This window comes from Mesorhizobium kowhaii, assembly GCF_042431665.1.
GTDB classification, from domain to species: Bacteria; Pseudomonadota; Alphaproteobacteria; order Rhizobiales; family Rhizobiaceae; genus Mesorhizobium; species Mesorhizobium kowhaii.
Genome location: NZ_JBHLYT010000044.1, coordinates 154,489 through 173,645, shown reverse-complemented (window position 1 = coordinate 173,645; position 19,157 = coordinate 154,489). Strand labels below are relative to the sequence as shown.

Here is a 19,157-nt window from a genome sequence, read left to right as displayed (position 1 = left end):
GTAGGCTTCTGGGCGTCACGGATCGGGTTCATCCGTTGAGCAATCGGTACGTGTCGGTGCCATTCTGGTGGTGCTGTCGTTCGAGAGAAACTTCCGATCCGATCCTATGTGGCGTATCGACTTCGCCATCGACAAACACAACGGCATTGATGTCCTGAAGGCGGACTTCATAGGTGAAATAGAATCCGCGACCGATGGAAACTTTCGGATTTTGCGGCATCGTAACGTATTCGACGATGCCGCTCACGCGTTGCGTGTCGACAATCGGGCTATTCTGCCTTGTCAAAATCGGCAAGGATTTCATCAGAGCAATCGCACAGAATAAAGCCACGCCGATCACTGCGTCTCGATATTCTGCTTGAAGCAGAATTAGTCGATTTCTAAGAGAAAGCCGTGTTTGGCCCATGCTGTATATTTGAGTGGAACAAGAGTTCACTTCAATAGAGCCGATCTAAAATATGTTGGCCAATTCGATCCTGATAAATGCCGGCCAGGACCGTTCACTCGCGAAGCAACCGGAAGGTATCGACCCCGTTCTCACGATATTGCCGTTCGATCGAAACGCTAGATCCGGCAGCTCGCGGCGCTGCGTCGTAGACGAATACCAACGGGCCATTTTCGTCGAGGCGGATTCCGTAGAGGTAGCGGAACCCGCCGGTGATCCCGGTATCAGGTGATGGAGAGGCGTCGAGCACGGTGGCGACTGTACCTGTCAAGCGCTCCAGCGTGACGATCGGGCTGCTCCGCCTTGCAATCGGGATGCCGATCACAAGAATGCACGTGCCGACGATCAGGCCAGTAATGACGATACCCCTGAGATTCTCCTGCAGGAGCATGAAGGCGAGGGCGAACCGCGCTTTTGCCATATGGCTCAATTGGCAAACCGGTAAGAGACGGAACCGTTGTCGTGGGTAGCGCGCTCAAGCCTGACGTTTGAGCCGATGAGGTGCGGTTGCTCATCGTCGACGAGCACCAACGAGTTGTCGTTGAGGGACAGCGCGTATGTGGTGCCGTGGCCTTTGCCCCAATAGACGCTTTTGATCGTTGCATCGAACACGTCAACAGATCGGATCGGACTCACTTCATTTGCAAGCCTGATAAAAAACAGGGCAACCAAAATTGCAAAAAACACGCCTATGATGATTGCACCCGGCGTATCAAGTCGCGATTCCAAAGAAGTCCGCGGCACGAACCCTGGCCCCCTGTTCATGAAATCATGTGGAGACCAGAAATCCCAATTTCAATGCATCGGCTTGATGCCCTGACGAACGCATGTCGCCAGTGTCGGTGCTTTAGCGGCCTTGTTAACTACTTCGACCGTGAAAACGCCAGCCACAGGCCGCCGCCGACCAGGAAGCTGCCGCTGATCCTGGACATGAGCTTGATGCGGCTGGCCGACAGCAGACGCCCGGCGCGACCGGCGGCCAGTGCATAGGTCGAATCCGATATGGCGGCGAAGATCATGGCGGTGAGGCCCATGACGACGATCTGCAGCGAGTAGTTGCCCTGAGGCGCGATGAACTGCGGAAAGAAGGCGCCGAAGAACACCAGCGTCTTGGGATTGCTGAGCGCCACCAGCAGGCCCTGCAGGAAGAAGCCGCCGCGCGGTTTCCTTGCCGTTCCATCAGCGTTCAACGTGCCCTTGGAACGGAACATCTGCACGCCCATCCAGATCAGATAGGCGGCGCCGATCAGCCTCACCCATTCGAACCAGTGGCCCATGCCCGAGATCAGCGTGTTGAGGCCAATGCCGACGATGGCGATCATCACGGCGAGCCCGGCCTGCGTGCCGGCGACATTGGCGAGCCCGGCGCGGGAGCCATGGCGGATGCTGTTGGCGATGATCAGCGTGACCGTTGGGCCGGGCACCAGGATGATGACGATGCAAGCGACGACATAGGCGGCGTAGAGTTCCAGCGACATGATTTTTCCCTTGGAATGCCGCCAGGGCGGCGCGGCTGACGATAATCAATGCATAGCTGCGCTGCCGGTGCAAGCCGGTACGCGAAGCGCTGCGATACGCCAGTGCACCCGGTTCAGGCGCCGGCCTGCCAGGGCAGCGTCGCCTCATAGTCGGCTGCCGCCTTGAGCACGGCGAGGTCACCGCGCGGGCGGCCGATCAACTGCATGCCCATTGGCCGGCCCTTGTCGTCGAAGCCGACCGGCACATTGACCGCCGGACAGCCGCCCAGGGTGGCGAATGCGGAAACCTGCATCCAGCGGTGGTAGCTGTCCATCGCTCGTCCGGCGACCTCGCGAGGCCAGTGCGTGCCGACATCGAAGGGGAAGACCTGCGCGGTCGGCAGCGCGACGAGGTCGAAGCGGTCGAAGATCGACAGCAGCGTTCGATGCCAGGACGTGCGGATGACCGAGGCCGCGCGGATCTGCGGCGCCGTCAGCCGCATCGCGTTCTCTACCTCCCAGACGGCTTCCGGCTTCAGCAGGCCGCGTTTCGAGGGATCGTCGTAGTGGGTTTTGAGCGCACAGCCGCTGCTGGCTTGACGCAGTGTCACAAAGGCCTGCCACAGAGCTTCGAAATCGAAATCGGGTCGTAGCGGTTCGCAGGGGAATGATGCATCGGCGAACCGGCCGAGCGCTGTCTCGCACAGGTCGACAATACCGGCTTCGACCGGCAGATGACCGCCGAGGTCGCCGAACCAGGCAATGCGGCCGCCAGTCGTCGCTGTTCCAAGCCCATCGAGGAACGAGCCCGGCTTCTCATAGGACAATGGCGCGTGCGGATGATAACCCGCCTGCACGTCGAGCAGCAGGGCCATGTCGCGGACATTGCGGCCCATCGGCCCATCGACACCCATCTGCGCATGAAAGACCTCGAAGTCGGGTCCGCCGGGAACAAGCCCTTGCGACGGGCGGAAGCCAAAAACATTGTTCCAGGCCGCCGGGTTGCGCAGCGAGCCGCCGAAGTCGCTGCCATCGGCGACAGGCAGCATGTCGAGCGCCAGCGCCACCGCCGCGCCGCCGCTCGAGCCGCCGGCGGTCAGGGCTGGATCGAAGGCGTTCAGCGTCGGCCCGAACACATTGTTGTAGGTGTTGGAGCCAAGCCCGAATTCCGGAACGTTGGTCTTGCCGATGATGATGGCGCCGGCGTCGCGGATACGCTCGACGAAGAAATCGTCTTCCTGCGGCACGAAATCGGCGAAGATCGGCGAGCCGAGCGAGGTCCTGAGGCCCGCGGTCGAGGCGAGGTCCTTGATGGCGATCGGCAGGCCGAAGAGCGGGCCGGTTTCGACATCTGCCCGCCGGGCATCGGCAGCGTCGGCCTCGCGCAGGATGTCGCCGCGGTCGCGCAAGGAGACGATTGCGTTGACCAGCGGATTGACCGTCTCAATGCGGTCGAGGAAAGCCGCGACCACCTCGTGGACGGAAAGCTTCTTTTGGCGGATCGCGTCGGCAAGTGCGACCGCGGACAGGCGGCAGATGTCGCCGGCCGGCGCCACGGCGTGTTTCGTCTGAGGGCGCAGCATCTCAATGAGTTTCCTGCAACGCCTGGTCGACATCCTTGGCCAGCGGGATCGCCGGCTGGGCGCCTGGCTTCAGGCAGGCAAGCGAGCCGGCCGCGCTGGCGCGTGCCAGCGCCTTGTCGAGCGCGAGGCCGGACGACAGGCTGGCGGCAAAATAACCACAGAATGTGTCGCCGGCCCCGACCGTGTCGACAGGGGTGATCTTCATCGCCGGAACGGTCAGGAAATCGCTTGGCGTCGCTGCCATCACACCGTCGCCGCCGAGCGTGACGACGATGGTGCGGCCGGTCTTCCCGGCATAGTCGCGCATGCGCGCCGCCCGGTCGCGGCCGTTCAGCGACAGCGCCTCGCCATAGAGGTCGAATTCGGTTTCGTTGGCTACGGCATAGTCTGCCTTGCCGAGAAAGGCCGCTGCTTCGCCTTGGAAAGGCGCGGTGTTGAGCACCGTGATGGCGCCGGCCACTCTTGCCTGGTCGAGCGCGGCATCGACGGTCGCCAGCGGAATCTCATGCTGCAGGAGTACGACATCGCCCTTTTTCAGAAAGGCTTTTGAGAGATCGCCGGGCACGACCGAAGCGTTGGCGCCCGGCACCACGGCGATGATGTTCTCGCCGTCGTCGCCGACCATGATCAGGGCTGTACCCGTCGAGGCAAAAGTCTCGGCGACGCCGGACAGGTCGACCTTGCCGTCGCGCAGCAATGCCAGCGCCTCGGCGGCGAAGCTGTCCTTACCAACGGCGCCCACCATGCGCACCGGGGCGCCGGCGCGTGCCGCCGCCAGCGCCTGGTTCGCCCCTTTGCCGCCGGGCGCCGTGGCAAAGCTTGAGCCGCCTACCGTTTCGCCTGGGCTCGGCAAGCGGTCGACATTGGCGATCAGGTCGAGGTTGATCGAGCCGATAACGATAATCAAGCAAGGCCTCCTGCCAGAACAAATTCAAATGTTGGAGCGTCCTTTGTGCATGCGGGCGAACGCCGGTCGTTCCAATCGCGCGGGAAGCTAACCTGTAAGGCCGCGGCTTGCCAGACCACGCGAATGGTCCAGCTCGATTTGTGGTTATTCACAGCGCACGGTGACCGTGCCCTGATAGTTGCCGGCAGGAAAGATACCGCTCGACTTGGTGGCGGTCAGGTCGACCTGCATGGGGTGGGTGCCGTTGATAACCCTCTGCGGCACGCTTCCGTTGTTGTCGACCCCCGAGCCGTCGAGACGGAAGACCGAGGCGAAGGTGACGTTGGTGCCGCCGCCGCTTGGCGCGGACGAGAACGCGGCAGGCGCCGGCGCCGAAACGGAATAGCAGTCCAGCAAGTTGAGCACGGAGCACGCCAGGGAACTTGCCACGATGGTGGCGCTCGCACTCGATCCGCCTGCCTGTTTGGAGCCCAGTATGCCGATGGCGGGATTTGCGGTCATCGTTCCCGACGCCCCGACCATGATGGTGCAGGTGCCGATGATCGCCGCTTGCACCGGAAGGCAGAAGCCGGCAAGTGCTGCCGTTGCAAGCAACGCGCGGTTATTTCTTTTTCTTTTTCGTGCCATCGCCATTTCCGGTCCTGATGCTCCAGCCTTCGTTGGCCCATCCGGGTGATGCGGCCGCAGGAGCGGGAGCGCTCGCGGCCACGCTCGCCGTCTGGCCGTCGGCGCCGAGCCCCATTTTGAGGAGTTTCAGCTCCAGTTGCAGGCGCTCGACCTCAAGCTCGTAGAGGCGGCTGCAGTCGACGCGCTTCGGCGTACGCCCAATCGGAATCACCACGCGGCCGTAGGTGGCGACGTCATTGTTCGACCGGTTATTGCCTCTAATGACGCCGAGGTCGAGATAGGCGCCGGAACCGGAGACGGCGGAACGGCAGGTGGTGCCGTCGGAAGCGTGGACCTCGTCCTGCCCCTGAGGCAAGGTCACACCGGGCAGGTTGAAGCCGCTCTCATTCTGGTTGAGATTGTAGACATCCTCGGCCAGAACCGGCGAGATCCCCGCTGACATCGCTGCAAGCGCGACTGTCAGGACTTGCGGTGCCCAAAAAACTTTCCGCATATCTGTGCCTTTATCTGGGTCTGCTGATTGGGAAAGGGGATGCTTTCGGTACAGATACGCACCTTACGCTCGGCGGCGCCGGCAAAGGGCACGACCACGAGGACAGGACGGGAAGCCTGGGAAGCCAGCTGGAAGACACTTGGAGAAATCCTGGCGTCCACCGGCTGAAAATCCTGATCGTAGACGTGGATTTCGACCCTGATCTTCTGGTCGTAGGGATTGGCCGGGAAAACCCGGACCGCGAAGGCGTCGGTGAAGCTGTTGACCTCGCCTCGCATCGGCGACATCGACTGGGCCACGGCGGCAATAGGCATCAGGCCGACGGCCAGCGCCGTCGCCAAGGTTCGAGCATGTGTCAAGGACCCCTCCTTCCGAGAGCTTATTCGCAGCGTACCGTCACCGTCGCCTGATAGCTTCCGGCGGCGAAGCGGTTGCTGCCGCCCTTGGTGCCGGCGAGGTTGACCGAGACAAGCGAGGCGCCGGGAGCGGTCAAGCTGCTGGCTGAACCCGTTTCGGCGACAGTGTGGGCGCCGCTGGCGGAATAGGTCGGCGTCCAGGTGGTGGCCGTCACATCGGCAGCCGGCGCCGAGGTGGTGGTGACCGGGTCTACGCTGAGCGACACACCTCCGGTCGTCGTCAGCGTGACCGTTCCGGCCGAGCCGCCACTGTTGTGCGAGCTTAGCGACTGCAGATCGGGGCTCACCGTCATCGTGCCGTTGGTGACGACCACGAGCGTACAGGTCGCGGTGATCGTGCCATTGAAAATGACATTTTGCGTTGTGGCCAATGCGGTCTGGTCAATACAGGTGACCAGCAGAGCTGCGCCGAAGGCGGCGCGAAACAGCGTCATCGAGACCTCCCATTAAGCCGGATCGCCCGAATTAATATGGGTCATCATCACTTTATCGTGGTTAATTTAGAGTTAACTTAAATAATTGATGAAAATAACAATCGGGTAAACCAGAGGTTGCCTTTGGTTGCAATCAAGAAAATCCGATGCAATAATCGTACCTATACTTGATAAGTCTGGCATTTATAGATTTTTCGGCAACATTTGAAAAAATCGACATTCACTACGACACTTGCCCTGCTTCCCAACCCAGGATGGCGCGCTTGCGGGTCAGGCCCCAGTGATAGCCGGTGAGGTCGCCGGACTTGCCGATGGCGCGGTGGCAGGGAACCACGAAAGAGAGCGGGTTGGCGCCGTTGGCGGCGCCGACGGCACGGCTGGCGCTCGGCGCGCCGATGCTGGCGGCGATCGAGGAATAGGTGCGGGCGTTGCCCATCGGGATCTTGAGCAGCGCCTCCCAGACACGGACCTGGAAGTCGGTGCCGATCATGACGACATGCAGCGGCTGGTCGGGGCGCCACAGCGTCGGGTCGAAGATGCGCGCGGCATAGGGTCCCGTCGCGGCCATGTCTTCGACATAGATGGCGTTTGGCCAGCGGCTGGACATGTCGGCGAAGGCGGCGCGTTCCTCGCCTGGATCGCTGAAGGCGAGGCCGGCAAGCCCGCGGTCGGTAGCCATGATCAGGGCAGTGCCGAACGGCGAGGGGTGGTAGCCGTAGCGGATGGTGAGGCCTGCGCCGCGCGTCTTGTAGTCGCCCGGCGACATTGCTTCATGGGTGACGAAGAGGTCGTGCAGCCGGCCGGGGCCGGACATGCCCAGCTCGAACGACGTTTCGAGCAGCGGCATGCCCGAATCCAGCAGCTTGCGGGCATGGTCCAGTGTCACCGCCTGCAGGAAGGCTTTTGGCGACAGGCCAGCCCAGCGCGTGAACAGTTTCTGCAGGCCGGTCGGCGTCTCGCCGACCTCCTCGGCCAGTTCTTCCAGCGATGGCTGGTCGCGATAGTCGAGGCTGATCTTCTCGATGGCGCGGCGCACGATTTCGTAGTCGCTGCCTTCGGGCGTGATGTCCTTTTTGAGAACTGCTGTCTGTGTGCTCATGGAACTGTCTCCTTGGGCAGGAATATCGCCCCTTGGGGCGTCGGTCGCCACCCGAAACTTGCCTTCTTGCAGCGCATACCCAGATAGACTCGGGTTTCGGCTGAGGAATTGCTCATGGCTGGCGAGAAAGTGCATCTGACCGGGGAAAGGAGACCTTGCTGATGACGCTCTACGGCAAGGCGCTGGAGAGCAGGTTGCCGGATTCGCTGCTCGTGGATCATTTCGCCGACGAGGCGGTGCTCAAGATCGACTATGATTTCTCAAGGCTCAAGGTCGACACCAATCTCGGTGTCGGCCTGGCGATCAGGGCAAAGACGCTGGATGTCCGCGTTCAGGACTTTCTCGCCAGAAATCCCGACGCCATCGTGCTGCATCTTGGTTGCGGGCTCGATACGCGCATCTTCCGCGTCGATCCACCACAAGGCGTGGACTGGTTCGATGTCGACTACCCGGAAGTCATCGAACTCAGGCGCAAGCTTTACCCGTCCCGCGACCACTGCCATCTGGTCGCTTCGTCGGTGACCGAACCGGGTTGGCTGGCTCAAGTGCCCCGCAATCGCCCGGCCATCGTGGTGGCAGAAGGACTGACCCCCTATCTTCCCGCCGACGAGGGGCCACGGCTGTTTGCGCGGCTCGTCTCGCATCTTGCCAGCGGCGAGCTGATGTTCGATGCCTACAGCCGTTTCGGCCTGAAGCTGCTTCGCCTCAATCCGACCATCAAGGCGACGGGAGCTCAGGTCCACTGGGCGATCGACGATCCGCACGAACTGGAGCTGGCCATTCCGAAGCTGCGGTTCGTCGAGGACATTTCGGCCTACAAGCCCGAACACGCTGCCCGCATGGGCTGGTCCGCCAAACTGTTCATCCGTCTTTGGAGACACATTCCCGCATTGCGCAAAGTCGGCAGGCTTTTGCGTTACCGGTTCTAGAATCAGCGCGCCTTGGCGGTCGCCAGCGCCCGCGAAAAGGCAGTGGCGAAGGTCTCGCGGTCGTCAGGGTTGAGGAAGCCACCGATCGGCACGTTCTGGCCGTGTCCTTCCACCGTCATCCGGGTGATGCCGATCTCGGCGTGACGGGCGACCGAGAACCGCGCCCAGAACGGGTTGAAGCGATGCGCTTCCGACTTCCCAGATGGTGCGGTCTTGCGGATGTCGAGGCTGGTGCGCGAGACCGACACCTCCTCGCGGGCACGTGCGGCACGATAGTTGGCGCGAAAAGCGATGTAGACGGCGACCACGTCGAGGCCGAAGAAGCCGAACACCGGCCAGGCGCCGCGCGACAGGAAAAACGCGCCTGTCACCAGCCAGCCGAACAGCAGCGCGCCCATCAGCATGGCAAAGCCGGTTTTGCCCAAAGACCGGTGCGGGGTCAGCAGTGCCTGAAAGAATGGTTCGTCGGCCTGGAATGAGGCGTTTGTGTCGCTCATGGCGGGATATTATAGGAAGGAAATGGCGAGCCCCAAGTCCAAAGAGTCATCCATGCCCAAAAAAGAGCTGTTGCCCGGCCGGCGTGACGGGTCGAACGCCAAGCCGCGCCCGCGGCCGGTGCGGCACTCGTCGCGCTACAGCCCGGCCGAAATGCACGAGATCTTCCGGCGCTTTGCCGTCCAGCGGCCGGAGCCGAAGGGCGAGCTCGAACATGTCAACGCCTTCACATTGCTGGTGGCGGTGGTGCTGTCGGCGCAGGCGACCGACGCCGGCGTCAACAAGGCGACGCGGGCGCTGTTCAAGGCTGCCGACACACCGCAAAAGATGCTGGCGCTGGGTGAAGCCAAGGTTGGCGACACCATCAGAACCATCGGGCTCTGGCGCAACAAGGCGAAGAACGTGATTGCGCTGTCGCAGGCGCTGATCCGCGATCATGGTGGCGACGTGCCTGACGACCGGGACCAACTGGTCAAGCTGCCGGGGGTCGGGCGCAAGACCGCCAATGTCGTGCTCAACATGGCCTTCGGCCAGCACACGATGGCGGTCGACACCCATATTTTTCGCATCGGCAACCGGCTCGGGCTGGCGCCCGGCAAGACGCCGGAAGAGGTCGAGCAGGGATTGTTGAAGATCATCCCGGGCGAGTATATGCGCCACGCGCATCACTGGCTGATCCTGCATGGCCGCTATGTCTGCAAGGCGCGCAAGCCGGATTGCCCGGCTTGTGTCATCGCCGACATCTGCAAGGCGCAGGAGAAGACGACCAGCATTCCGGCACCGTTGGTGCCGATAGCTCCGCTTGAAACGGTTGCCGCCGAAGATCAGTAGCCGTAGCCGCGCGCCATCGCCGCCGCGAAGACCGGGATCAGCAGGAAGAGGAATGCCTCGGCGCGGATGTAGGTTTTCACCGAAGCAAGCTCGGCTGCCGGCACTAGGAACGAGGGATTGGCGCCTGCCTGCCTGTTCCAGGAAATGAAGCGGACGGTCGGGATGATCGACAGCAGGCCGACGATGCCAAACGCCGCCATCTTGGCCCAGAACACCCAGTTGTAGACGTAGAATTCCCAACCCTTGAGGCCATAGAAGACGCGGCCGATGCCGACGATGATGATCAGCGCGGCGATGATGCCATAGTGACGGTCGATGCCGGCGAGCCGCTTGAGCGTGGCGGCGGCCAGATCGCCGCGGATCAGCACGAATTCGGCGCCGATGATCCCTGCCAGGGAAAACACCAGCAGATGGTGGACGATGGCAAGCACAAGATCGGTGGTGTCCATGGCACTTTCCCCTTGTTGGCAGGCACTGAGACAGGCCACGCTGAACCAGTCACCTTGCGAAGGGTAGCATCGTTCCGCAAGATTCCCACACGCGAGCTCGCTTTCGACCTAGCCGTGAGCGTCATTGACGCCAGTTCCTGACAGCCTAGAAGTTGCGCGCATGACCGGATTGAAGCGCACCCTGAACCCGATGCCAGACGATGTCAGCGCTGTCCTGGTGGAGCGCGGTTTGATAACGGCCTATGAGGCACGGCCGGATTACCAGAAGAACGATTATCTCGGCTGGATCAGCCGTGCCAGGCGGCCGGATACCAGGCAGAAACGGCTCGACCAGATGCTGGACGAGCTGCAGCGCGGCCGCGTCTACATGAACATGGCCTGGCGCGGCTGAGCGCGATTTTCTCGTCTGGAAGATGACGTGCTCTGCCTTGGCCCTTGCCTGGCCCGGGAAATTTGCTACGCGCCGGGTAGACAAGCGAGGCAGAACCCATGAGCAATCCGCAATTAACCAGTGCTCCCGTCATCGAGACGCAGCGAACCATCCTGCGGGCACATCGGCTGGGAGATTTCGACGCCTATGCGACGATGTGGACCGATCCCATCGTCACCCGTTTCATCGGTGGCAAGCCGCGCACGCGCGAAGAAAGCTGGATGCGCTTCCTGCGTCATGCCGGCCTGTGGTCCCTGCTCGGCTATGGCTTCTGGGCGATCGAGGAGAAGGCGACGGGCCGTTTCATCGGCGAGGCCGGTTTTCACGATCTGAAGCGCGATATGGAGCCGTCGATCGAAGGCATTCCCGAGGCCGGCTGGGCGCTGGCTCCGGCCGTTCACGGCGCAGGCTTCGCCACCGAGGTGGTTGGCCGCGTCCTGGCATGGGGCGAAGAGATTTTCGGGCCTGCGAAAACCGTCTGCATCATCGATCCGGAAAACGCCGCTTCGCTGAACGTTGCGACGAAGTGCGGTTACCGGGAGGTGGTCCGGACCACCTACCACGACGCCCCGACCATCCTGCTGGAGCGGCTGCCCTGAGCGGCGTCATCGACTGGACATACCCGCTCTGCTAAGCATCGATCGCAGTGCGAAGGGGGGATGATCGATGCATGCATTGAAGACGACAGCCATCAGGTTTTTCTGGGCAGGGCTTGTGCTCGTGCTGACATTGCGGCTGGCGGCAGCCGACGCGACGGTGCCGACCGCCGATATCGAGGGCGCCGCCGACAACCAACTCGCCAAGCGATACGAAGGCTCGTTCATCGTCTCCTATGAGAAATTGGCGTTCACCGATTTCAGTGTGCCGCTGTCGCCGCTGAAGCCAAGCGCCGACCCTGACGCGCGTGATGCGATGAACAATCGTGTCTTCGCACCCGACAAGAAGGCCGAGGTCGAGGGCGCTTTGACTCGCATCGCCTATGTGCTGCCGGCCGAGCGCTCGCCGCTCGAAGTGCTGCGCAACTATCAGGATGTGGTTGAGGCGGCCGGCGGCGAAATCCTGTTCGAATGCAAGAAGGAGGAATGCGGCGGCGCCGCTGACCGTTCGTCGAGCGGCGGCGGCGGCGACATGAGCCTGACGATGTATTCCTTCCATGAGAGCGATCTCAAGGACTCGGCCTTTTCCAATGGCGCCTGCGCGCTGACCTCGGGCATCAACGACCAGCGCTATTTCTCGGCCAAGGTGCCGCAGGACGGCGGCGACGCCTATGTCACCGTGCAGACCTATTCGATGACTGACGATCTCTATTGCAAGGAGCTCAACGGCCGCACCGTCGCCGTCGTCCAGGTGCTGGAACCCAAGGCGCGCGACAAGAAGATGGTGGTCGTCGAGGCGGCCAAGATGGCGGATTCGCTGTCCGCCACCGGCAGCATTTCGCTCTACGGCATCTTCTTCGACACCGACAAGGCCGACATCAAGCCGGAGTCAGAACCGACACTGAAGGAGATTTCGACACTGCTGGCAAACGAGCCCAGCATGGCGGTGATCGTCGTCGGCCACACCGACAATCAAGGCGCCTTCGACTACAATCTCGACCTGTCGTCGCGGCGGGCGCAAGCGGTCAAGGCAGCACTTGTGGCGAAGTACGGCATTGACGGGGCGCGGTTGACCGCTGCCGGCGCCGGCATGATGGCGCCTGTCGCCAGCAATGACGACGAGGCGGGCCGCGCCAAGAACCGCCGTGTGGTTCTGGTCAAATTGAACTGACGCAGTCCCGGCTGCGGCGCCTTCGACCCCGCTACGACACAGCGTCCGCGGCGAGGCTCGCCTGCTCAAGCATGGAGGCGTCCTCGCCGAAGGCGCGGGTGGCGCGCGCCGCTGCCTCGAGCAGCGGGCGTTTCATGCGCTGAAGGAACGCCGCGTCGACGCGCGTGCTGGGGCCGGCCAGCGTCAAGGCGCCGAGCAGGACCCGACCCGGCCCGAACACCGGCGCCGACACGCCTGCCGTCTCGGGGTCGCGGTCGCCGACGGCGAGACAGTTGCAGGTCTTGCGGATGGTCTCGTAGGGTTCGCCCTGCTGGCCGGAAAACGCCGCAAGCACGCGGCCGCCCGACCCAACCAGCAAAGGCAGCACGTCGCCTTCACGTATCGTGTAGCGGATCGGATGCTTGGATTCGACGCGGTAGAGACAGGTGCGGACGTCGCCCGAGCGAACATAGAAGGCAACGCTCTCCCAGCTTCGCTCGGAAAGGTCGCGCATGATCGGCAACAGGATGTCGACCGCCACCACCGACCGCTGATAGAGCGCGCCGAGCCGGAAGGTGGCGGGTCCGACGCGGTAACGGCCATCGTCCAGACGCTCGAGCAATTGCCCGCGCAACAGCGAATGCGCAAGCCGCAGGATGGTGCTCTTGTAGAGGCCGGTACGCGTTGCGATTTCGGCCAGGCTGAGCGACCGGTCTGCCGTGGTGAAGGCATCGAGGATGGTGATCGCCCGGTCGAGCGCGGCAACACCTTCGGCCGCCGCGTGCGGGATGGCTGGATCAGCCGATCTGCTTGATGAGTCCATTGCGGTTCCCAATTCGGAGAGGTCCGAGCGGAGCCACTCTGTCGCGCCGCCGACCCGTTCTGTCTAGTAGAATATCGTTCCCGTTGACAGAACTCGGTAACATCTGCTTGAACTCGATTACGGGTCTGGATTCAGGCGCGTTTTGGCAGGCACCGGAGGAGGTGTCGTGATCTGGAGGAATCCCATGCTGAACAGACGCAGATTTTTGATGAGCACGGCAGCGGCAGGCGCTGCCGGCTTTGCAGGACTTCATCTCTCTCCCGCTTTCGCCGAGGGCGCGCCGCAGATCCAGATTTTCGTACCGGCGGCACCTGGCGGCGGCTGGGATCAGACAGGGCGCACGATGGATCAGGTGCTGCGCAGTGAAAAGCTGATCTCCGGCTCGCAGATCACCAATGTCGGCGGCGCCGGCGGCACGGTCGGGCTGCCGCAGTTCATCAACCAATGGAACGGCAAGGGCAATTCGCTGATGGTTGCCGGCATGGTCATGGTTGGCGCCATCATCGCCAACAAGGCTGCCAACAATCTGACGCAAGTCACGCCGATCGCGCGCCTCACCGGCGAGTTCGAGGCCTTGGTGGTGCCGGCGGAGTCGCCGTTCAAGACCGCCGCTGATTTCGTCGCCGCACTCAAGGCCGATCCGACTAAGGTTCCTGTCGCTGGCGGCTCAGCCGGCGGCTCGGATCACATCCTGTTCGGGCTGATCGCCAAGACCGTCGGCGTGCCGGCGACAAACCTGTCCTACGTCCCGTTCGCCGGTGGCGGCGAGGCGCTGTCGGCACTGCTCGGCAACCAGGTGGCGGCCGGCATCTCCGGCTTTGGCGAGTTCTCCGAGCAGATCAAGGCGGGCGCACTGCGGCTGCTTGCCATCTCGGCCGATAAGCGCCAGGACGGTATCGACGCGCCGACGCTGAAGGAAGCCGGCATCGATGTCGAGCTGTTCAACTGGCGCGGCGTCTTCGCACCTCCCGGCGTTTCCGATGCCGACAAGGCGGCGATGATCACGCTGATCGAGAGCATGGCCAAGAGCGATGCCTGGGCGACGGAGTGCAAGAACCGCAACTGGACGCCGATCCTGCTCACGGGCGACGACTATGCGAAATTCGTGACCGAGGATACGGCCCGCATCGAGGCCATCCTGAAAGATCTCGGGCTCGCCTGATCTTCCCTAAAGGGGCGGCGCACGCCGCCCCTTCTCGCATGGAATGCAAAGCCGGCATGAAACTGCGGTGAGGACCGGCCGTGCGGTGCCGCGCATCTTGGCCAGCTATCCTGGGGAGGACAATCATGAGCAGCAGTGACCAGCAGGCGGCGCCGTCGCGCCTTGCCGTGCCGGAATTGTTGATTGGCGTCGGGCTTCTGGCCTGCGCCGGCGCCGTAGCCTGGCAGACGCTGGCGATCCCGGTGTCGCCGCTCTACTCCAAGGTCGGCCCGACCGTTTTTCCCTACCTCACCATGGTCGGTCTGGTGGTGCTTTCCCTGTTGCTCATCCTCGCGGCGCTTCGTGGCGGCTGGCAGCCGGAGGAGGAAAGGGAAACGCCGACCGACTGGAAGGCGATGGGTTTCGTCGTCATCGGCCTGCTCGCCAATCTGCTGCTCATCCAGCCGCTCGGCTTCACGGCGGCATCCGTCATCATGTTCGTTCTCGTCTGCTACGGCTTCGGTAGCAAGCGCACGCTACGCGACGTCGGGCTCGGCCTGATCCTGGCGCTGGCCGCCTATTTCGGCTTCGCCAGGGCGCTCGGCGTCAACATCGGCGCCGGCTTCATCGAGAACCAGCTGAACACGGTGATCGATGCGATCACCGGCACGTTTGGAGCCTGACGCCATGGAAACGCTCGGCCATCTCGCACACGGCTTCTCGGTTGCCTTCACCCCGGTCAATCTTCTGTGGTGCCTGCTCGGCACCACGCTCGGCACCGCCATTGGTGTGCTGCCCGGCCTCGGGCCGGCGCTGACCATCGCCCTGCTGCTGCCCATCACCTACCAGGTGGCGCCGGAGGCCTCTTTCATCCTGTTTGCCGGCATCTATTACGGCGCCATGTATGGCGGCTCGACGACGTCGATCCTGCTCAACACGCCCGGCGAAAGCGCCACCATCGTCACCGCGCTGGAAGGCAACAAGATGGCGCGGTCCGGCCGCGGCGGTGCGGCACTTGCCACCTCGGCCATCGGCTCCTTCGTCGCCGGCACCATCGGCACGATGGGCGTCGCCTTCCTGGCGCCGGTGGTGGTCAAATTCGCACTGGCCTTCGGCCCGGCCGAATATTTCTCGCTGATGGTGTTGGCCTTCATCACGGTTTCGGCGGTGCTCGGCTCCTCGTCCGTGCGCGGCCTGACCAGCCTGTTCGCCGGCTTCGTCATTGGCATGATCGGCGTCGACCTGCAGACCGGCCAACCGCGCTTCACCTTCGGCATGACCGAACTGCTTGACGGCGTCGACGTCATCATCGCCGCCGTCGGCCTGTTCGCCGTCGGCGAGACACTCTACATGGCTTCGCGCCGCTATGCCGGCAAGGACGAGATCGTGCCGCTGAGGGGCTCGCTCTACATGACATCAGCCGAATGGGGGCGTTCGTGGAAACCCTGGCTGCGCGGTGCGGCGATCGGCTTTCCGATCGGCGCCATGCCGGCCGGCGGCGCCGAAATCCCGACCTTCCTGTCCTACGCCATCGAAAAGAAACTGTCGAAGCACAAGGAGGAGTTCGGCACGGTCGGCGCCATCGAAGGCGTTGCCGGCCCGGAAGCCGCCAACAACGCGTCCGCCGCCGGCGTGCTGGTGCCGATGCTGACGCTCGGCCTGCCGACCTCGGCGACGGCGGCGATCATGCTGTCGGCGTTCCAGAGCTATGGCATCAATCCAGGGCCGTTGCTTTTGACCACGCAGGGCGATCTCGTCTGGGGGCTGATCGCCAGCCTGTTCATCGCCAACGTCATCCTCGTCATCCTCAACCTGCCACTGATCGGGCTGTGGGTGCGGCTGTTGAAGATCCCGGCGCCGCAGCTCTATGCCGGCATCCTGGTGTTCGCTACGGTCGGCACCTATGGCATCTCGCAATCGCCTATTGACCTGGTCATCCTCTATCTCCTGGGGGCGGCCGGGTTCCTGATGCGGCGCTTCGATTTCCCGACCGCGCCGGTCATCATCGGCATGATCCTGGGGCCACTGGCAGAAACGCAGTTCCGCCGGGCGATGACCATCTCGAATGGCGACTGGTCGGTGTTCTACAAGCATCCGCTGTCGCTGACGCTGCTGACGCTCGCCTTCATCGGCCTGGTCGGGCCGCATATCTGGGCCTATGTCGAGCACCGCCGGCGGCGCGGACCGGAGCATGTGCCGGGCGATGCCTGATCGATTTGAGCTGTCATGACCGAATTGCTTTCCGGTATCCGCGTCCTCGACCTGACCAACGTCCTGGCCGGCCCCTATTGTGCCTATCAGTTGGCGCTGCTCGGGGCCGACGTGATCAAGGTCGAGGTCCCGCAAGGCGGCGACCTGGCACGCCAACTTGGCGGTTCGCCAAAGCTCAACAGCGCCGGCATGGGCGCATCGTTCCTGGCGCAGAACGCCGGCAAACGATCGGTGGTGCTCGATCTCAAGAACCCGGCCGATCGCGAGCGCTTCCTCGATCTGGTCGCCAGTGCCGATGCGCTGGTGGAGAATTTCCGCCCCGGCGTGATGGATCGGCTTGGCCTTGGCTACGAGGCACTGAAGGCGGTCCGTCCCGGCCTCGTCTATTGTGCGATATCCGGTTTCGGCCAGACCGGGCCGATGCGTGACAATCCCGCCTATGATCAGATCATCCAGGGGCTTTCCGGGATTATGAGCATCACCGGCACGCCGGAAACGGCGCCGCTGCGTGTCGGCTATCCGGTCGCCGACACGCTTGGGGGACTGGTCGGCGCGTTCGCCATTGCCTCGGCGCTGGTCCGGCAAAAGACAAGCGGCGAGGGCGCCTTTCTCGACGTCTCGATGCTCGAATGCACGCTCTCGGCGCTCGGCTGGCCGGTCTCCAACTACCTGACCGCGGCCGTCGATCCGCAGCCGATGGGCAATGAGAACATGACCGCAGCACCCTCCGGCGCCTTTCGCACCGGCGACGGGCTGCTCAACATCGCCGCCAACAAGCAGGAGCAGTTCGTCGCGCTGTGCCGGCTGATCGGGCGGCCGGAGCTGGCGTTGGATCAGCGCTTTGCCGAGCGCGAGACGCGCAAGCGCAACCGAGCGGCGCTCAAAGTCGAGATCGAGGACGCCCTGGTCAGCGCCCCGGCGGCGGTCTGGGAAGAGACGCTCAACCGTGCCGGCGTGCCGGCGGGCAGGGTGCTAACGATCCCGCAAGTGCTGGCCGAGCCGCAAGTACTCGAACGCCAGGTGACCGCGAATTTTGAAGACGTGCCGGGTATGGACAGGCCACTGACTGTCCTGCGCGGTGGGTTCATGGTCGATGGCGCGGCACCTCTGCCGACGAAGCCGCCACCGGCGCTGGGCGAGCATATTGACGAGGTTTTCGCCGATCTGCCGCCGCGCGCCAAGGCAAAGGCACGGGCATGAGCACCGAGAAGAAGACCGGCCGTGAGCGCGGCGAGGAATGGTGGCAGACCGACATCATTGAGATGCGGCCCGGTATCATCCGGCTGCGCGGCTACGATATCCAGGATCTGATCGGCCGCGTCAGCTTTCCGGCGATGATCTGGCTGATGCTGCGTGGCGAATTGCCCAGCGAGGACCAGGCGGCGCTGCTCGGCATTGCGCTGGGCGCCGCCGTCGACCATGGGCCGCAAGCGCCATCGATCGCGATTGCGCGCATGGCTGCAACCTGCGGCGTCGGCATCAACAGCGCCATGGCCTCGGCCATCAATGTGCTCGGCGACGTGCATGGCGGCGCCGGCGAACAGGCGCTGTCCTTCTACGGCGACATCGCCGTGGCGCTCGACGGCGGCATGACGCTGAATGCAGCCGTCTCGGCACGGCTCGACCGGTTCTTCGCCGGGGAGAAGGGCCATGTGCCGGGGCTCGGCCATCGCTTCCATCCGGTCGACCCGCGCGCGCCGCGCCTGCTGGAACTGACCCGCGAGTTTGCCGCGCGTGGTGTCGTCAATGGACGCCTCGCCGACATCGCCGAGGCGGTGGAAGCGGCAGTCGCGCGGCGCAAGGGGAAAAAGATACCGCTCAACATCGATGGCGCCACTGCCGTCATCTATGGCGAACTCGGCTTCCCGCCGCCGCTGACGCGCGGGCTTTTCGTGCTGTCGCGCTCGGTCGGCATCCTGGCGCATGCCTGGGAACAGTCGCAGCAAGCCGAGCGAAACAAGGGTCCGTTGCCGCGTGAATGGTTGTGGGCCTATACCGGTGCGCCGGCGCGCCCCTTACCCGAAGGGGGCGACACGAGCGAGTGAGGTCCAGAGCGGTTCACCGTTTCACGGAAACGGTGAACCGCTCCATCTCTCTGTTTTGACGCAATTCCGGACGGAAAACCGTTTCACACTTTTCCTGGAATTGCTCTAACCTCAGGCGGGGTTGAGCGGTTCAGGCCGGGCAATCGTCAAGGTCGCCACCAGGGTCGAAAGGTCTGGCTCATCGATCAGCAGGGCCGCATCGGCGGGCGGCAGCCAGGCCCGCTGCCGCCGTTTGGCTTCCTGCCAGTCGGCCAGTTCCTCGGTGACTTCCAGCAGATAGACGACGACGTCGACGCGGACGAAGCGGTTGGCCAGTCGTTTCCAGTAGGAATAGGTGCCCGCCGGTTCCTTCAGCGTCTTGCCGAGCACGCCGGCTTCCTCTCGCGCCTCGATGGTGGCCGCCTTGCGTCCGCTCTTGCCCTTCATTGGCCAGCCCTTGGGGACGATGAAGCGTCTTGTGGTTCGCGACGTAACCAGCATCACCTCGACATCGCCGCGCGCGTTCAGCCGAAACGGAATCGCCGCCACCTGACGGATACTCTCGCCTTTCTTTGCCTTACGCACGGCCTTTTTCTTGGTGGCTGCCATTCGTGGAT

Annotated in this window: 25 protein-coding genes; 10 read left to right on the top strand and 15 right to left on the bottom strand. The window is 63.4% G+C overall.

The features are described from left to right. Window positions 1-28: 28 nt before the first annotated feature. The 11 genes from ACFFNA_RS24975 to ACFFNA_RS24925 all read right to left on the bottom strand — a co-directional run bounded on the left by ACFFNA_RS24975 (window position 29) and on the right by ACFFNA_RS24925 (window position 7,461). On the bottom strand, window positions 29-340 hold the full coding sequence (locus ACFFNA_RS24975) for a hypothetical protein (protein ID WP_378922406.1): 312 nt from the start codon (window positions 338-340) through the stop codon (window positions 29-31). A gap of 160 nt (window positions 341-500) precedes the next feature. Next, window positions 501-875: a hypothetical protein gene (locus ACFFNA_RS24970; protein WP_146606216.1), complete on the bottom strand. Its 375-nt coding sequence runs from the start codon at window positions 873-875 to the stop codon at window positions 501-503. Next, a complete protein-coding gene (locus ACFFNA_RS24965; RefSeq protein WP_146606215.1) occupies window positions 872-1,189 on the bottom strand; it encodes a hypothetical protein in 318 nt (105 codons plus the stop codon). The genes ACFFNA_RS24970 and ACFFNA_RS24965 overlap by 4 nt, the downstream gene beginning before the upstream one ends. 119 nt (window positions 1,190-1,308) lie before the next feature. After that, a complete protein-coding gene (locus tag ACFFNA_RS24960; protein ID WP_111548778.1) occupies window positions 1,309-1,923 on the bottom strand; it encodes a LysE family translocator in 615 nt (204 codons plus the stop codon). A gap of 113 nt (window positions 1,924-2,036) precedes the next feature. Next, window positions 2,037-3,485 (bottom strand): amidase, encoded by a 1,449-nt coding sequence (locus tag ACFFNA_RS24955; RefSeq protein WP_378922403.1) that lies wholly within the window; start codon window positions 3,483-3,485, stop codon window positions 2,037-2,039. Window position 3,486: 1 nt separating this feature from the next. After that, window positions 3,487-4,392, bottom strand: coding sequence for a ribokinase (locus ACFFNA_RS24950; RefSeq protein ID WP_378922401.1), 906 nt, complete (start codon window positions 4,390-4,392; stop codon window positions 3,487-3,489). Window positions 4,393-4,536: 144 nt separating this feature from the next. Next, a complete protein-coding gene (locus ACFFNA_RS24945; RefSeq protein WP_378922399.1) occupies window positions 4,537-5,019 on the bottom strand; it encodes a hypothetical protein in 483 nt (160 codons plus the stop codon). Next, on the bottom strand, window positions 4,994-5,512 hold the full coding sequence (locus tag ACFFNA_RS24940; RefSeq protein ID WP_378922397.1) for a hypothetical protein: 519 nt from the start codon (window positions 5,510-5,512) through the stop codon (window positions 4,994-4,996). The genes ACFFNA_RS24945 and ACFFNA_RS24940 overlap by 26 nt, the downstream gene beginning before the upstream one ends. Continuing rightward, on the bottom strand, window positions 5,479-5,871 hold the full coding sequence (locus ACFFNA_RS24935) for a hypothetical protein (RefSeq protein ID WP_378922395.1): 393 nt from the start codon (window positions 5,869-5,871) through the stop codon (window positions 5,479-5,481). The genes ACFFNA_RS24940 and ACFFNA_RS24935 overlap by 34 nt, the downstream gene beginning before the upstream one ends. 20 nt (window positions 5,872-5,891) lie before the next feature. Then, window positions 5,892-6,362 carry a hypothetical protein gene (locus ACFFNA_RS24930; protein WP_111548772.1) on the bottom strand — a complete coding sequence of 157 codons (471 nt, stop codon included), beginning with the start codon at window positions 6,360-6,362 and terminating at the stop codon, window positions 5,892-5,894. A 223-nt stretch (window positions 6,363-6,585) separates the two neighbouring features. After that, a complete protein-coding gene (locus ACFFNA_RS24925; RefSeq protein WP_378922393.1) occupies window positions 6,586-7,461 on the bottom strand; it encodes a methylated-DNA--[protein]-cysteine S-methyltransferase in 876 nt (291 codons plus the stop codon). A 161-nt stretch (window positions 7,462-7,622) separates the two neighbouring features. Between ACFFNA_RS24925 and ACFFNA_RS24920 the strand changes: the two genes are divergently transcribed. Continuing rightward, entirely contained in the window at window positions 7,623-8,390 is a 768-nt protein-coding gene (locus ACFFNA_RS24920; protein WP_378922391.1) for a class I SAM-dependent methyltransferase, read from the top strand. 2 nt (window positions 8,391-8,392) lie between these two features. On the opposite strand, the gene ACFFNA_RS24915 is transcribed toward ACFFNA_RS24920, so the two are convergent. After that, a complete protein-coding gene (locus ACFFNA_RS24915; RefSeq protein ID WP_378922389.1) occupies window positions 8,393-8,887 on the bottom strand; it encodes a DUF2244 domain-containing protein in 495 nt (164 codons plus the stop codon). A gap of 22 nt (window positions 8,888-8,909) precedes the next feature. Between ACFFNA_RS24915 and nth the strand changes: the two genes are divergently transcribed. Then, window positions 8,910-9,716: an endonuclease III gene (gene nth, locus ACFFNA_RS24910; protein WP_378922387.1), complete on the top strand. Its 807-nt coding sequence runs from the start codon at window positions 8,910-8,912 to the stop codon at window positions 9,714-9,716. Here nth and ACFFNA_RS24905 read toward each other — a convergent pair. Beyond that, entirely contained in the window at window positions 9,710-10,165 is a 456-nt protein-coding gene (locus ACFFNA_RS24905) for a DUF2214 family protein (protein ID WP_378922385.1), read from the bottom strand. The two genes, nth and ACFFNA_RS24905, sit on opposite strands and share 7 nt — an antisense overlap. 160 nt (window positions 10,166-10,325) lie before the next feature. Between ACFFNA_RS24905 and ACFFNA_RS24900 the strand changes: the two genes are divergently transcribed. The 3 genes from ACFFNA_RS24900 (at window position 10,326) to ACFFNA_RS24890 (ending at window position 12,362) form a co-directional block, all read left to right on the top strand. Continuing rightward, window positions 10,326-10,556, top strand: a complete 231-nt coding sequence (locus tag ACFFNA_RS24900) for a YdeI/OmpD-associated family protein (protein WP_378922384.1) — start codon at window positions 10,326-10,328, stop codon at window positions 10,554-10,556. Window positions 10,557-10,654: 98 nt separating this feature from the next. Next, the gene (locus tag ACFFNA_RS24895; RefSeq protein WP_378922382.1) at window positions 10,655-11,194 is read left to right on the top strand and encodes a GNAT family N-acetyltransferase; all 540 of its coding nucleotides are present in this window, start codon (window positions 10,655-10,657) and stop codon (window positions 11,192-11,194) included. Window positions 11,195-11,261: 67 nt separating this feature from the next. After that, a complete protein-coding gene (locus ACFFNA_RS24890) occupies window positions 11,262-12,362 on the top strand; it encodes an OmpA family protein (protein WP_378922380.1) in 1,101 nt (366 codons plus the stop codon). A gap of 31 nt (window positions 12,363-12,393) precedes the next feature. On the opposite strand, the gene ACFFNA_RS24885 is transcribed toward ACFFNA_RS24890, so the two are convergent. Beyond that, window positions 12,394-13,164: an IclR family transcriptional regulator gene (locus ACFFNA_RS24885; RefSeq protein ID WP_378922378.1), complete on the bottom strand. Its 771-nt coding sequence runs from the start codon at window positions 13,162-13,164 to the stop codon at window positions 12,394-12,396. A gap of 184 nt (window positions 13,165-13,348) precedes the next feature. Between ACFFNA_RS24885 and ACFFNA_RS24880 the strand changes: the two genes are divergently transcribed. The 5 genes from ACFFNA_RS24880 (at window position 13,349) to ACFFNA_RS24860 (ending at window position 18,561) form a co-directional block, all read left to right on the top strand. Further along, the gene (locus ACFFNA_RS24880; protein WP_378922376.1) at window positions 13,349-14,326 is read left to right on the top strand and encodes a Bug family tripartite tricarboxylate transporter substrate binding protein; all 978 of its coding nucleotides are present in this window, start codon (window positions 13,349-13,351) and stop codon (window positions 14,324-14,326) included. Window positions 14,327-14,451: 125 nt separating this feature from the next. Continuing rightward, on the top strand, window positions 14,452-14,988 hold the full coding sequence (locus tag ACFFNA_RS24875) for a tripartite tricarboxylate transporter TctB family protein (RefSeq protein ID WP_378922374.1): 537 nt from the start codon (window positions 14,452-14,454) through the stop codon (window positions 14,986-14,988). 4 nt (window positions 14,989-14,992) lie between these two features. Further along, window positions 14,993-16,516: a tripartite tricarboxylate transporter permease gene (locus tag ACFFNA_RS24870; RefSeq protein WP_378922372.1), complete on the top strand. Its 1,524-nt coding sequence runs from the start codon at window positions 14,993-14,995 to the stop codon at window positions 16,514-16,516. A gap of 15 nt (window positions 16,517-16,531) precedes the next feature. Then, window positions 16,532-17,716 carry a CaiB/BaiF CoA transferase family protein gene (locus ACFFNA_RS24865; protein ID WP_378922370.1) on the top strand — a complete coding sequence of 395 codons (1,185 nt, stop codon included), beginning with the start codon at window positions 16,532-16,534 and terminating at the stop codon, window positions 17,714-17,716. Then, window positions 17,713-18,561 carry a citryl-CoA lyase gene (locus ACFFNA_RS24860; RefSeq protein ID WP_378922368.1) on the top strand — a complete coding sequence of 283 codons (849 nt, stop codon included), beginning with the start codon at window positions 17,713-17,715 and terminating at the stop codon, window positions 18,559-18,561. The genes ACFFNA_RS24865 and ACFFNA_RS24860 overlap by 4 nt, the downstream gene beginning before the upstream one ends. 111 nt (window positions 18,562-18,672) lie before the next feature. Here ACFFNA_RS24860 and ACFFNA_RS24855 read toward each other — a convergent pair whose 3' ends face one another. Next, complete coding sequence (locus tag ACFFNA_RS24855) at window positions 18,673-19,149, bottom strand: NUDIX hydrolase (RefSeq protein WP_378922366.1); 477 nt, start codon at window positions 19,147-19,149, stop codon at window positions 18,673-18,675. Window positions 19,150-19,157: the final 8 nt, after the last annotated feature.